Here is a 13,295-nt window from a genome sequence, read left to right as displayed (position 1 = left end):
GGGACAGCGACCGAGGCCGGCCCCGGTCTGGGACCGGCCTCGACGACGAGCGGCTAGCCGGAGGCTCAGGCAGCTGCCTTGATCGAGATGGAGAGCGGGTCGAGCTCACCGAACGGCGTGACCTTGACTCCGGTCACCCACTTCGAAGTGCCGGCCTGCAGACCGTACGACCACAGCGGAATCGTCGGCAGGTCATTGGCCAGCATAGCCTCGGCCTCTTGGTACAGGGTCACGGACTGGTTCTGGTCCGTGGCGACGTCGGCCTCGTGCAGCTTCTCGTCCAGCGCCTTGTTGCTGTACAGACCGTCGTTCGAGGACGCGCCGGTCTTGACCAGCGGGTTCAGGAAGTCCTCGATGTGCGGGTAGTCCATCTGCCAGCCGGTGCGGAACATGCCCTTGATCTTGTGCTCCGTGATGACGCTGCGGAACTCGTCGAACGTCGGCATGGACCGGCCCACCACGGTGAAGCCGGCGTCGGCGCCCAGGGCCTGGTTGATGCTGTTGGCCATGGCGTCCACCCACTCCTTGTGCGCGGAGTCGCCGTTGTACCAGATCGGGAATTCCTTCGGCGGGGTGTAACCCTCCTGCTTGGCCTTGTTCAGGTAGTCCTTGGCCTTGGTCGGGTCGTAGGTGCACCACTCGCCGCAGGAACCGGCCTTGTAGCCCTCGACGATCGGGGAGACCCAGCTGTCGAGCGGCACACGGCCCTTGTTGAAGATCTTGTCGGTGATCGTCTTCCGGTCGACCGCCAGCGAGATCGCCTTGCGGAAGTCGGCGTTGCCGCCGAACTCCTTGTCGTACAGCGGGAACGACACCGTCTGGATGACGCCCTGCTGACCCTCGATCGCGCGGTCACCGAGGTCGGTCTTCCACTTGTCGCCGGCCAGGGCCGACGGCGGGATCAGCTCGGTGAAGTCGAGGTTGTTGGACACCAGGTCCGCGTAGGCCGCGTCGTCGTCCTTGTACATCTTGTAGACGATCTGCTTGACCTTCGGCTTCTCCGCGCCCGCGTAGTCGGGGTTGGCGGAGACCACGATCTGCGAGTTGTGGTCCCACTTCACGAACTTGAAGGGGCCGTTCGTGACCGGGTTCGACGCGAACGCCTTGGGGTCCTTGAAGAAGGCCTCGGGCAGCGGCGCGAAGGTGATGTAGCCCAGCTTGGTGCGGAACACCGCGGTGGGCGCGTTGAGCGTCACCTTGAAGGTGGTGTCGTCGACGACCTCGAGGCCGGACAGCTTGTCGGTCTCCGGCGTGGGAGCCTGCTTGGGTCCGTCAGGTCCGTCGGGGTCGGCCTTGTTGACCTTGTCGAAGCCCTCGACGTCCGCGAACCACGAGCTGCCGATCTGCGCGTTCGGCGAGTACGCCGTGTAGTTCCACGCGTCGACGTAGTTCTTCGCGGTAACCGGGGTGCCGTCGCTCCACTTGAGGCCCGGCTTGAGCTTGATCGTCCAGACCTTGTTGTCGGTCGTGTCGATCGAGGCGGCCTGGTCGAGCTCAGGGGCGGCCGTGTCGGGGTTGTACTTCACGAGCTTGCTGTACACGAAGTCGTTGACCGTGCCACCGCAGGTCTCGTTGATGTTGCCCGGCACGAAACCGGTCTGCGGCTCACAACCGCGGATGTAGACGGTGCCCGTGGCGGTGCGGGGGTTCCCGCCGTCACTGGAGCTGCCGCTGCCACCGCCGCACGCGGCGACCCCGAGCGCTAGCAGCGCGGAGCCTGCGGCGATCTTCGCGCCCTTAGTCACGCGCATAGTGGATTGATCCTCCCTCTAAGGATGGGCGTTCGCGCTGGTAAGGTCCCCGGTTTTCCGGGCGTGGTCAAACCAGCTGACGCCCTGTCAGTCGTCCGCGAGCATCCCTCACCCGACGCAGCAGAGGAGTCTCTGCCGCGTTGCAGTTCGGTCACACGTGCGTCAGTAGGGCGTCACACGCATACCAGCGAGCCAACCCCAAATAGGTATCTCGGGTATAAAGCGCTCAACTACGGTAGATATACCACTTCTACGCCTCCCCATGGGAGCGGGGATGTCGTAAGGTCCGTGGCGTTGTCGTCGCGTCACGACGTCTTGGGCTACCTTTGACCAGTCGCAGCGGCGTCCGACGCGACAGATGTACCCCACTCCAGGGAGGATTCGGCCGACCAACGTCGCCGACTTCTCATCGACCACCATCCAATAGAGTCCTTGCCATGAGCCAGCCGGAGTCCGCGGTCGCGGACGCCCAGGCGGGCGGCCCGGCCCAGGAGTCGCTGGCCGCACTCGCCGAGCGTTACGGGTTGCGGCGTGCCATCGCACGCCCCACACTCCCCGCCTATCTGCGCCAACTGTGGGACCGACGGCACTTCATTGTGACGTACGCCACATCGAAGAACGTCTCCAACTACTCAGAGTCAGCACTCGGCCAGTTGTGGCAGGTGCTCACCCCGCTGCTCAACGCGGCGGTGTACTGGCTGATGTTCGGCGTCATCCTCGCCCAGAGCAAGTCGATCGAGAACTACCCCGCCTTCCTCATCACCGGGGTCATGGTCTTCACCTTCACCCAGCGGACGGTGACAGGCGGCGCCAAGTCGATCTCGGGCAACCTGTCCCTCATCCGAGCATTGCACTTCCCCCGGGCGACGCTTCCCCTGGCGTACGCGATCCAGGAGCTGCAGATCCTCGGCTGGTCGATGGGCGTGCTCATCGTGCTGGTGCTGATCACCGGAGAGCCGATCAGCTGGCTCTGGCTGCTGATCCCGGTCGCGCTGATCTTCCAGTTCGTCTTCAACCTCGGGGCGAGCCTGTTCATGGCCCGCATCGGCGCGTTCGTCCGCGACATCAGCCAGCTGCTGCCGTTCATCCTGCGCACCTGGCTGTACGCCTCCGGCGTGTTCTACATGATCAGCGACAAGACCCGAGGGCTGCCGAGCGCTCTGCGCTGGGCGCTGGAGTTCAACCCCGCGGCCGCCTATATCGAGTTCATGCGCGACCTGCTGATCTATCAGCGGTTCCCGGAGCGCTGGGCATGGGTCACGTGCATCTTCTGGGCCGTTTTCGCGGCGATCGGAGGCTTCTGGTACTTCTGGCGAGCTGAGGAGAGATACGGCCGTGGCTGATGTGATGCAGGAGCCGCTGAGCGAGGAGCTGTCGAAAATGACAGTGGGAACGCCGACCGTGATCGTCGACGACCTGCACATCGTCTACAAGGTCTACGGCGCGGCCAGCAAGAGCAAGGGCAACGCCGCCAACGCTCTGGGCCGCATCGTCCGCCGCCAGGGACGCCCGGAGATGAAGGAGGTCCACGCCGTCCGCGGCGTCTCCTTCGTCGCCAACCACGGTGAGGCCATCGGCATCATCGGCCGCAACGGCTCGGGCAAGTCGACGCTGCTCCGGGCCATCGCGGGCCTCCTGCCGGCCCACAAGGGCGCCGTCTACACCAACGGCCAGCCGTCCCTGCTCGGCGTCAACGCGGCGCTGATGAAGGAGCTCACGGGCGAGCGCAACATCGTGCTCGGCTGCTACGCCATGGGCATGTCTCCGGCCGAGACGCGCGAGAAGTACGACGAGATCGTCGACTTCTCCGGCATCGGGGACTTCATCCAGTTCCCCATGTCGACCTACTCCTCCGGAATGGGCGCGCGACTCCGCTTCGCGATCTCTTCCGCCAAGACCCACGACGTCCTGCTGATCGACGAGGCCCTCGCCACCGGCGACCGCGAGTTCAAGAAGAAGAGCAAGGACCGCATCATGCAGATGCGCGAGTCCGCCGGCACCGTCTTCCTCGTCGCCCACAACCTCGACGTGATCGAGGAGACCTGCAACCGAGTCATCTGGCTGCACAAGGGCAAGATCAAGATGATCGGCGATCCGCAGGAGGTCCTGGAGGCCTACAACCGGGTTTGACCACTCATGGGAGGGTGAACCGATGCCCACACCGCCACCGATTCCTTACGACCACCTGCCGGAGGTCGCCACGCTGACTGTCGTCAGCGACGACGTCCGCGACGGCGAGCGCAAGTCGGAAGCCCACGTGTACAACGACTGGGGGATGACGGGGCAGAACCTCTCCCCGCACCTCCGGTGGTCCGGAGCACCCGAGGGCACCAAGAGCTACGCGGTGACCTGCTATGACCCGGACGCGCCCACTGGAAGCGGTTTCTGGCACTGGGTGTTGTTCGACATCCCCGCCGGCGTCACCGAGCTTCCGACCGGAGCCGGCACGGCCCCCGACTTCAAGGGCCTGCCGGAAGGGGCGGTGCACGCGCGCAACGACTTCAACGCCAAGGAGTACGACGGCGCCGCACCGCCTCCCGGGTATCCGCACCGGTACCTGTTCGCGGTGCACGCGCTCGGCGTCGAGAAACTCGGGGTGGACAGCGACACCTCCCCCGCGGTCGTCGGGTTCAACATCACCGCCAACACGCTCGCGCGCGGTTATATCGCACCGGTGTACGAAACCTGATGCGGCTGTGCCCCCTGTTCCATTATGATTCGAACGGAGGTTCGATCTAAGGGAAGGGGTGGCATGAGCGACCTGGCGATGGCGATCGACCATTTGGCCGCCGAGGATCCCATGGAGTTGCCGGCCGGCATGCTCGCCGAGCAACTGATCGATCTGCACTGGCAGATGGCTCGGCTACAAGCTCAGATCGCCCGGCGCACGTGTGTGCGCGTTCCCGTCAACTGACCCCTCGACTACGAACGGAACGGCCGGTGTCCCCTCGGGGGACACCGGCCGTTCGATTCTCGCGTGGGCGTCTACGGTCAGTTGCCGTTGCCGTGGACGTACCCGGGCTTGTGCTTGGGCAGGGTCTCCCTGACGGTGCGGGGGATGCCCGTCACCGCGGTGGCCCCGGTCGCGTCCGCCGTGGTGGCCGTGGACGTGACCAGCGACGTGCCGGCGGTCGCGGCGGTCGAGCCGGCGGGGACCACCGTCTGGTGGTTGGCCTTCGTGACCGTGGTACCCACACCCTGCCGGACCTGGGTCGCGGTCGTCCGCGCCGTGGTCGTCGCCGCGACCTGGGCGGCGGTGGCCGGCGTCTCGCACGGAATCAGCGCGAGAAGCCCTCCTGAGACCGTTCCAGCCACCCCGACGGCGGCGTCGAGGTCGAGGAGGGCCGTGAGGTTGGCGACGAGCCCCAGGTTGGCCGCCGCGTTCACCGTGGCGGCGACGGTCGGAGCGGTGCCCGCGGCGACGGCCGGAGCCTGCCCCGTGGCGGCGAGAGCCGGCCTGCCCGCCTCCGCGACCGCCACCGCACCGGCGTTCACGTTGGCCAGGACGGCGGCGTCGACGTTGGCCGTGATGTTCGCGGTCGCGTTGAGCACCGCCGTGAGGTTGGCCTGCAGGTTCGCGACGACGTTGGCCGTGAGGTTGGCGGTGATGTCGGCCGAGACGTTGGCCGCCAGGACGGCGACCGCGTCGATCTGAGCGTTCGCCTGGGCGGTGAGGCCGGCGGTGGTGGTGCCGGCCAGGTTGGCGACCGCGACGAGGTCGGCCTGGAGATCGGCGACGACGTTGGCGCTCAGGCTCGCCACGACGTTGGCCTGGGCGGCGACTCCCGCGGTGGCCGCGACGACCGCGTGGCTCTGGAGGTCGGCCAGGAGGTTCGCCACCGCCGTGACCCGCGAGGTGCACACGTTGTTGCAGACGTCGGCCTGTGCCGGCGCGGCCATCAGACCGGCGACGCCGACCGTGAATGCGACTACGGCTGTCCTAACGACTCGTTTCATTACTTGCCCCCGGTTCATATCCCTTTTCACGAGAGTGGGAATGACGAACCCAAGAACCCCCGTGCGTCGGCGTGCTTGCCGACCAAGACGTCGGCATTTCTATCACCCCGCGCACTGCGGGAATTCCCCTCGTCCACGGGGCTCTGACCAGGGACAAGACCAGAAAAGTGCGGACATAGGCAGGTGGCCGTCGACTCTACGGTCAGGCCAACCCCGGCCCGGGAGAAAGGCACGGTAAACATGCCGCCCAGGCCGGGGGACAGATTTTTCCGGTCACTTTTATTAACGGGCGTGGTGTCAGGCGCTCAGGCGGGCAAGAGGCGTCGCCTCGAGGCCCTGTTCGAAGGGGAAACGGTCGGCGAAGGCCGGTCGGAGATCCGAGAGCCAGACGGCGTCGGGGTCGTATCGGGCGAAGAACGGCCGCCCGACCAGTTCGGGGTCGCGGGCCTGGATGAAGTGGAGCATGATCACCTGCTGCCCGGCGATCTCGGTCACGCCGTCGACGCACACCTTGCCGGGGGTCGCGGACATCGACGGCCCCCTCACGGTGCGGCACACGCCGGAGACCTGGGCGTAGGCGTCGCGGAAGATCTCGTAGGCGTCCACGAGGGGAACCGCGAAGTAATCCTGGGGGCCGGTGTCGCGCTCGACGAACATGTAGTAGGGGATCATGCCGAGCGTGCTCTGGCGCCGCCACATGCCCGCCCAGGTCTGGGCGGAGTCGTTGATCGACCGGATGATCGGCGCCTGCGTCCGGATCACGGCCCCGGTGTCCCGGATGCGGCGGACCGCCTCCTCGACGATCGGCGACTCCAGCTCGCGGGGGTGCGAGAAGTGCGCCATGAAGGCGAGGTTCTTACCCGCCCTCACCACCTCGGCGAACAGTTCGAGGGTCGCGTCGGCGTCGGGGTCGGTGACGAACCTGGCCGGCCAGTACGCCAGGGACTTCGTGCCGATGCGGATCGACTCGATCTGCTCGACCTGCAGGAGCGGCTCCACGTAGCGCCGGAGCACGGACTCCCCCATGATCATCGGGTCGCCGCCGGTGAGCAGCACGCTGGTGACCTCGGGGTGGTCGCCGATGTAGGAGACCAGGCGCCCGATGTCGTCGGAGGCCATCTTGAGGTCGGGCTCGCCGATGAACTGCGCCCAGCGGAAGCAGTAGGTGCAGTAGGCATGGCACGTCTGCCCTTGTTTCGGGAAGAAGAGCACGGTCTCCGGATACTTGTGCTGCAGCCCCTGGACGGTCTCCAGGCCGACGCGGGGGACGTTGAGCTCCAGCTGCCCTGCGGGGTGGGGATTGAGCCGCATCCGGATCTCGTTGGCGGCCGCATTGAGCTGCGCCGCGGGTGCGCCCTGGCGCAGGAGGTCCGCCAACCGGGACACGTCGGCCTCCGGCAGCATGTCCTCCTGGGGGAAGACCAGGCGATAGATGGGGTCGTCGGGGATGGCCGACCAATCGATCAACTCGTCCACGACGTATGCGTTCGTCCGGAATGGCAGCACCGTCGCCACGGCGCGCACACGCAGCCTCGTATCTCCGTCGAAGCCGGCGCGGCCGAGCAACTCGTCGAGATGCTTGGCCGTGTAGGCCCGGAAGCCGCGCGTGCCCTGGGAAGAGATCACTCGACCTTCCTTTCTTGGTAGATTTCAGGATCTCCGGTAAACCAACCGCCCTCGCCACGCGTCGGTGGTTCTCACCTATTCGGACGCGACCCGCCCACAGTTGGTTCCACTCCAGCGAAACTTCACAGTGAAGAGTTCCGGGTTATCGCGACATATCGCGTTAAGGGCTACGCTGAATCCGTGACTTCCTTGACTCCGTTCGCGGGCGACGACCCCGCTCAGCGCGCCTCCGACGCGGACCGCGATCGGGTCGCGGGCATCCTCGGAGAGGCGCTGGCCACCGGCCGCCTCACCACGGCAGAACACGCCGACCGGCTCGACGCCGCCTACGCGGCCGTCACCGTCGGCGACCTCGTTCCCCTCACCACCGACCTTCCGGCCACGAGCGCACCCTCTGCCAGCACCGTGGCGGACAAGCAGAAGATCATGGCGGTCTTCAGCAAGGTCATCCGGCGCGGCCGCTGGGTCGCCGGTCGCCACACCGAGCTGCGTTCGACCTTCGGCGCCCTGATCGTCGATCTCTCGGACGCCGTCATCCCGGGCCGGGAGGTCACCCTCGAGCTCAACTCGTTCTGCGGCAAGCTGATCGTGACCGTGCCCCACGAGGCCCACGTCATCGACGAGGGACTCGCCGTGTTCTCCAAGCGCGCGGTCACCGCCGGCAAGGACGGCGACGGCCCGCTGATCCGTGTCACGGGACGCGCGACATTCGGGAAGATCGTGGTGTACAGGAAGCCGTCACCCTGAGGGCCTACCATTCGGGCATGTTCCAGATGCGGGTGAAGTGACCAGGGTGAACGGCGTCACGCCCCATTCGCCCCGTAGCCATACGCTGCCCGTGGCCCTCGACGCCATGGGCGGTGACAACGCGCCGGACGAGATCGTCGCGGGAGCCGTCCAGGCGGTTCGTGAGCGCGACGTTCCCGTCGTGCTCGTCGGGCATCCGCGAGCCCTCCATCCGATCCTCGCCGCGCACGACGCCGTCTCCGAGATCCCCGTCGTGCGGGCCGAGGAGGCGCTCGCGATGGACGAGGGCGCGCTGGCGAGCCTGCGCCGCCCACGCTCCAGCATCGCCATCGCCTGCCATCTCGTACGGCGAGGCGACGCGGCCGCCGTGGTGTCCGCGGGGTCGACCGCCGGGGTCGTCGCGACGGGCCGGTTGCGCCTGCGCGGACAGCAGGGCGTGATGCGGCCCGCGATCACGGTGCCGCTGCCCACCAGGCCGTACCCGACCGTTCTGCTCGACGCCGGAGCCAACGCCGACGCCAAGCCGGAGATGCTCGTGCAGTTCGCCCATCTCGGCGTGGCCTACGCCGAGACCGCGCTCGGCCTCGTCCGGCCGCGGGTGGGCCTGCTCACCATCGGCGCCGAGCCCGAGAAGGGCAGCAAGCTCGTGAAACGCGCACACGAGCTGCTCTCGGGCACCTCGGGCATCGACTTCACCGGCAACATCGAAGGCGACGACCTGCTCACCGGGAAGGTCGACGTCGTCGTCACCGACGGCTTCACCGGCAACGTCACACTGAAGGCCCTCGAGGGCAGCGTCCGCTACACCTTCGGCCAGCTCAGGGAGACGATCAGCGAGAGCCGCCTGGCCAAGGTCGGCGGCCTGCTCCAGCGGGCGAAGCTGAGAGAGCTGGCCGCCCGGTTCGACCCCGAGGCGCACGGCGGCGCCGTACTGCTGGGGCTCAACGGGACCGTGGTCATCGCGCACGGATCGTCCAGAGCCAAGGGAATCGCGGCGGCGTGCGAGCTGGCGGCGCACCTGTCCGCCCAGGGGATCGTCGCCCGCATCGGGGAGCGGATCGCCGCGGCGAACAAGTCGCACCGCCGCCGCTAACCATTCGCGTTCACGCATACCACCGCCATTAAGCTTTGTGCATGACCGACCCGCAGATCATCCTCGCCGGACGGGTCCAGCAGGCGCTGGGCACGGCCTTCGGCCAGGAGTACGCCTCCGAAGATCCGCTGATCAGGCCCTCACAGTTCGCCGACTACCAGGCGAACGTCGCGCTGAGCCTGGCCAAGCGGCTCCGACGAGCGCCGCGGGAGGTCGCCCAGGCCGTGGTGGACGCCATGGACCTCACCGACATCACGGTCGAGATCAGCGGGCCCGGCTTCCTCAACATGACCCTGGGCGACGACTGGATCGCCGCCCAGGCCGTACGGCAGCTGGCCGACGACCGGCTGGGCGTGCCGCAGTCCGCGCCGAAGAGCATCGTGGTCGACTACTCGGCGCCCAACGCCGCCAAGGAGATGCACGTCGGGCACCTGCGGACCACGATCGTCGGTGACACGCTGGCCCGCGTCCACGAGCACGTCGGACATGACGTCACCCGGCAGAACCACCTCGGTGACTGGGGCACGCCGTTCGGAATGCTGATCGAGCATCTGATCGACATCGGCGAGGACGAGGCCCTCACGCGGCTCGCCTCCGGCGACGGCAACGCCTTCTACCAGGAGGCCCGGCACAAGTTCGACGACGACCGCACGTTCGAGGAGCGTTCGCGGAGCCGGGTTCCGCAGCTTCAGGGCGGTGATCCTGCCACCCTGCGCCTGTGGCGGGAGTTCATCGAGTACACCAAGCGCTACTTCAACCACGTCTACAGCGTGCTCGGCGTCACGCTCACCGACGACCACATCGCGGGCGAGAGCATGTACAACACGATGCTCGCCGACGTCTGCGACGAGCTCGAGTCCTCGGGCGTGGCCCAGATCAGCGAGGGCGCGCTGTGCGTCTTCCCGCCCGGCTTCACCGGCCGCGACGGCACGCCGCTGCCGCTCATCATCCGCAAGAGCGACGGCGGGTACGGCTATGCCACCACGGACCTGGCCGCGATCCGGTACCGGGTGCGCGACCTCAAGGCCGACCGGATCCTCTACGTCGTCGGCGCCACCCAGTCGCTGCACTTCCAGATGGTCTTCGCGGCGGCCCGCATGGCGGGGTGGCTGCACGACGACGTGAAGGCCGAACACGTCCAGATCGGCAGCGTCCTTGGCGCCGACGGCAAGATGTTCAAGACGCGGAGCGGCGCCTCGATCAAGCTGACCGAGCTGCTCGACGAGGCAGTGGGCCGGGCGGAGACGGTCATCGCCGAGCGGTACGACGACCCGGCGCTGCGTAAGGAGATCGCTCGCAAGGTCGGCATCGGCGGCGTGAAGTATGCCGATCTGTCGGTCAGCCACGACAGCGAGTACGTCTTCGACTTCGACCGCATGCTCGCGCTCACCGGCAACACCGGCCCGTACCTGCAGTACGCCACGGCCCGGATCCGGTCGATCTTCCGCCGGGGGGAGCTCGACCCTGCCGGCTTCCCCGGCCCCATCACCCTCGGCGAGCCCTCGGAGCGTGCGCTCGCGCTGCAACTGCTCGGGTTCGGCGCGGTCGTCGAGACCGTGGCCGAGACCTCCGAACCGCACCGGCTCTGCAACTACCTCTTCGACCTGGCTCAGTCGTTCACCTCGTTCTACGAGAGCTGCCCTGTGCTCAAGGCCGAGGAGCCGGTTCGGACGTCGCGTCTCGCCCTGTCGGCGCTGACGCTGCGGGTGCTGGTCCAGGGGCTCGACCTGCTCGGCATCGAGGTACCCGAGCGTATGTGACCGGACATCGGTGAACGGGGTCGGCCCGATCAGGTCAACTCCCGTTCACCGTCCGGCGCGCCTCAACCCCTCCCACCCGACCAGGCGTCTAGTCTGGCGCGGGTCAAGGGAGTGCCAGCCAATCCCTCGGGGAGCGTACGCGTGAGCATGGACCTGACCACGAGTCCGGACCCTGGAAGTAAGGCCGACGCGACGGAGCTGCACCGTTACGCGGAGGCGCTTCTCGTCAGCCTGAGCGCCGACGGGAACGCACCGAGCCTGCCGCCAGGCGTCACGGACGTGCCCGGCTACTGGCTCGCGCCGGCCGTCGAGGCTCTCGGGCTCATCATCTCCGGGCAGGACGCGCTGGAGCCCCTCGCGCTGGCCGCCGAGCTCGACGAGCAGCGCACGTCGCTGTTCCTCTGCCTGTCTCTGGCCGTATGCGGCCTCGGCGACCGGATCCACGCCTCATGGCTCGGTACCGCCTTCGGCGAGCTCTCGAACGACCGGCCGGTGACCTCCGGCCAGCGGGCACTGTGGCTGGCAGCGGCTCGCGGCGCCTACGGTCCGGTGGGGAAGATCTTCGTCCTGCGGAAGCTCGACGCCGTGGTCGTCCCGCCCGAGGACGAGCTGTGGCTCAAGGCCCTCGTCCCCGACGAGCCCACTCCGGTGGTGCCGACATCCCTCGACGGCTTCCCCGAGCTGGCGGCGGTCCCCGAGATCGCCACCTCGGCCCAGGCCGTGGCCCGGCTCCGCCGGCTGCGAGAGCGCTGCTCCGAGATCACTTCCGCACCCCGCCCCGCCGAGGTGTCCAAGGTCGTCTCCGGCACGGTCTGGACGGATGACGAGCCGCTCGCCGTGCTCAGATCCCTCGCCGGGCAGGAGACCACGGAAGGACCGTTGAGTTCGCTCAGCGGGCACCTGCTCCACGATGTCCGGCCGGTGGCCGACCCGCATCTCGCGGCGCTCGCCCTCCACGTGGCGGCTCCCGCGGTGAAGGCCGCGGCCGAGTCCCTCGTCGAGACCATTCAGGCGCCGCCGCCCGGCTCGGTGACCGTGCCGATCCTGGGTTACCCGATCACGCTCAGCGCCGACGGGCCCGATCAGCTGTCGATGACCTCCGCCGAGCAGCGGATCGTGACCGACTGCGTCACACAGGGATCGACGCCGTGGCCCGGCTATCTGGTCGGCGCCGTGGCGGCAGTGGTGTTCGTCGTCGGATTCGTCGTCTCGTTCCTGCTCACGGTCGCCGGGGCCGCTCTCGGCGGTTGGAGCGGATACCTCGTCTGGCGCCACAGGATGCGAGAGCAGGCCGACCTCCGCCGTGTTCAGGCCAGGGTCGGCGAGTTGTCCGACGCCGCGGAACGTGGGGTTCGGACGCTGCGCGAATACGGCAAGGAGGCCGCCGCCCGCTCGGAGACCGCCGCCGAGGACCTGGCCGAGCTCTGCCGCGTGCTCCGCCGTGGTCCCCGCGCCGCCTGAAGCCGCTGTGTGCGGAACCCGCTGAGCGGGCTCTCAGGGAGAATTCGACACCACCGGCTCGTGGACTGCCGCGATGCCGCCGCCCGTCAGGCCGTGGAGACCTCGACGTTCGCGGGGGTCAGCAGGAAGACCTTGTCGGCGATGCGCTCGATCCGGCCCTCACAGCCGTATGCGAGGCCGGCGGCGAAATCCACCATCCGGGTCGCCTCAGTGGTCGACATGCTCGCCACGTCCATCACGACCGTGTGCCCCTCACGGAAATGACGACCCATGGTCAGCGCGTCGTCGTACTTCTGTGGTCGCACCATGACGATGCGCGCCGGCTCGCCGGTCGGCTGCCAACGCTTAGCGGCCCGCTCGGACGCCGGCATCCAGTCATCATCCCCATAGTCTTCGTCGCCACCGTAGGCCTCGTCGTACTGCTGCGCACTGCCCAGGCCAAGGTAGCTCGCCACCTTGCGCACTGCCCCCATCGGCGTGTCCTTTTCCGGCTTGTCCTTTTCCGGGCTTGTCCCGATACGTGGGACGCTAACCGACGGGTCAGGGGCACCCCGCCGACACGCCCAGGCATTTAATTGAATTTGGCTTGAGAATGTCGCGAGTGAGCATGAGCCAGGGAAGGGCATACCCCGGCGATCACCGCCGGACACCCGAACGAAGATCCCCGGGTGCGGCGACGCCGCTCCAGACGGGGCTGACGAGCAAGATCACTGTTCCCGGCAGGTGAGCCTGAGGGCGCTCAGCACGACCGTCAGGCGCCGGCTTTTCGCGAGTTCGGGCGAGCGTCAGCCCGGCTCGACGGGTCAGCCCTTTGTGATTCGAGAATCGGTCGTGAAAACAAAAAGTCGTTAAAACAAAAATGGGGCCGCCCCTGATCAGGGCAGCCCCACTTTTTGAAAG

12 protein-coding genes are annotated in these 13,295 nt (G+C 67.6%); 8 read left to right on the top strand and 4 right to left on the bottom strand.

Going from position 1 to position 13,295, the window contains the following annotated elements; translation table 11 throughout:
• Positions 1 to 65: 65 nt before the first annotated feature.
• The gene (locus Pph01_RS40080) at positions 66 to 1,745 is read right to left on the bottom strand and encodes a peptide ABC transporter substrate-binding protein (RefSeq protein ID WP_204078495.1); all 1,680 of its coding nucleotides are present in this window, start codon (positions 1,743 to 1,745) and stop codon (positions 66 to 68) included.
• 443 nt (positions 1,746 to 2,188) lie between these two features.
• Between Pph01_RS40080 and Pph01_RS40075 the strand changes: the two genes are divergently transcribed.
• The 4 genes from Pph01_RS40075 (at position 2,189) to Pph01_RS40060 (ending at position 4,665) form a co-directional block, all read left to right on the top strand.
• Positions 2,189 to 3,094: an ABC transporter permease gene (locus Pph01_RS40075; RefSeq protein WP_204078494.1), complete on the top strand. Its 906-nt coding sequence runs from the start codon at positions 2,189 to 2,191 to the stop codon at positions 3,092 to 3,094.
• Positions 3,095 to 3,098: 4 nt separating this feature from the next.
• Complete coding sequence (locus tag Pph01_RS40070) at positions 3,099 to 3,881, top strand: ABC transporter ATP-binding protein (RefSeq protein WP_204078540.1); 783 nt, start codon at positions 3,099 to 3,101, stop codon at positions 3,879 to 3,881.
• 22 nt (positions 3,882 to 3,903) lie between these two features.
• Complete coding sequence (locus tag Pph01_RS40065; RefSeq protein ID WP_204078493.1) at positions 3,904 to 4,440, top strand: YbhB/YbcL family Raf kinase inhibitor-like protein; 537 nt, start codon at positions 3,904 to 3,906, stop codon at positions 4,438 to 4,440.
• A gap of 63 nt (positions 4,441 to 4,503) precedes the next feature.
• Entirely contained in the window at positions 4,504 to 4,665 is a 162-nt protein-coding gene (locus tag Pph01_RS40060) for a hypothetical protein (RefSeq protein WP_239117366.1), read from the top strand.
• A gap of 77 nt (positions 4,666 to 4,742) precedes the next feature.
• Here the strand turns inward: Pph01_RS40060 and Pph01_RS40055 are convergent, their stop codons facing one another.
• Together Pph01_RS40055 and Pph01_RS40050 are read right to left on the bottom strand one after the other, a co-directional pair.
• Entirely contained in the window at positions 4,743 to 5,708 is a 966-nt protein-coding gene (locus tag Pph01_RS40055) for a hypothetical protein (protein WP_204078491.1), read from the bottom strand.
• A 297-nt stretch (positions 5,709 to 6,005) separates the two neighbouring features.
• Positions 6,006 to 7,334: a KamA family radical SAM protein gene (locus Pph01_RS40050; RefSeq protein ID WP_373315710.1), complete on the bottom strand. Its 1,329-nt coding sequence runs from the start codon at positions 7,332 to 7,334 to the stop codon at positions 6,006 to 6,008.
• 180 nt (positions 7,335 to 7,514) lie between these two features.
• On the opposite strand from Pph01_RS40050, the gene Pph01_RS40045 reads away from it, so the two are divergent.
• The 4 genes from Pph01_RS40045 to Pph01_RS40030 all read left to right on the top strand — a co-directional run bounded on the left by Pph01_RS40045 (position 7,515) and on the right by Pph01_RS40030 (position 12,395).
• On the top strand, positions 7,515 to 8,081 hold the full coding sequence (locus Pph01_RS40045; protein WP_204078490.1) for a DUF1707 SHOCT-like domain-containing protein: 567 nt from the start codon (positions 7,515 to 7,517) through the stop codon (positions 8,079 to 8,081).
• A 106-nt stretch (positions 8,082 to 8,187) separates the two neighbouring features.
• Entirely contained in the window at positions 8,188 to 9,174 is a 987-nt protein-coding gene (plsX, locus tag Pph01_RS40040) for a phosphate acyltransferase PlsX (RefSeq protein WP_239117375.1), read from the top strand.
• A 41-nt stretch (positions 9,175 to 9,215) separates the two neighbouring features.
• A complete protein-coding gene (gene argS / locus Pph01_RS40035; RefSeq protein ID WP_204078489.1) occupies positions 9,216 to 10,934 on the top strand; it encodes an arginine--tRNA ligase in 1,719 nt (572 codons plus the stop codon).
• Positions 10,935 to 11,081: 147 nt separating this feature from the next.
• Positions 11,082 to 12,395, top strand: coding sequence for a hypothetical protein (locus Pph01_RS40030; RefSeq protein WP_239117374.1), 1,314 nt, complete (start codon positions 11,082 to 11,084; stop codon positions 12,393 to 12,395).
• Between the two features lie 86 nt (positions 12,396 to 12,481).
• On the opposite strand, the gene Pph01_RS40025 is transcribed toward Pph01_RS40030, so the two are convergent.
• Positions 12,482 to 12,868 (bottom strand): cell division protein SepF, encoded by a 387-nt coding sequence (locus Pph01_RS40025; protein WP_204078488.1) that lies wholly within the window; start codon positions 12,866 to 12,868, stop codon positions 12,482 to 12,484.
• Positions 12,869 to 13,295 lie beyond the last annotated feature (427 nt).

This window comes from Planotetraspora phitsanulokensis (assembly GCF_016863295.1).
In the GTDB taxonomy this organism is placed as follows: Bacteria; Actinomycetota; Actinomycetes; order Streptosporangiales; family Streptosporangiaceae; genus Planotetraspora; species Planotetraspora phitsanulokensis.
The sequence above is the reverse complement of the archived record's forward strand: the minus strand, read 5'-3'. Positions and strand labels throughout refer to the sequence as shown.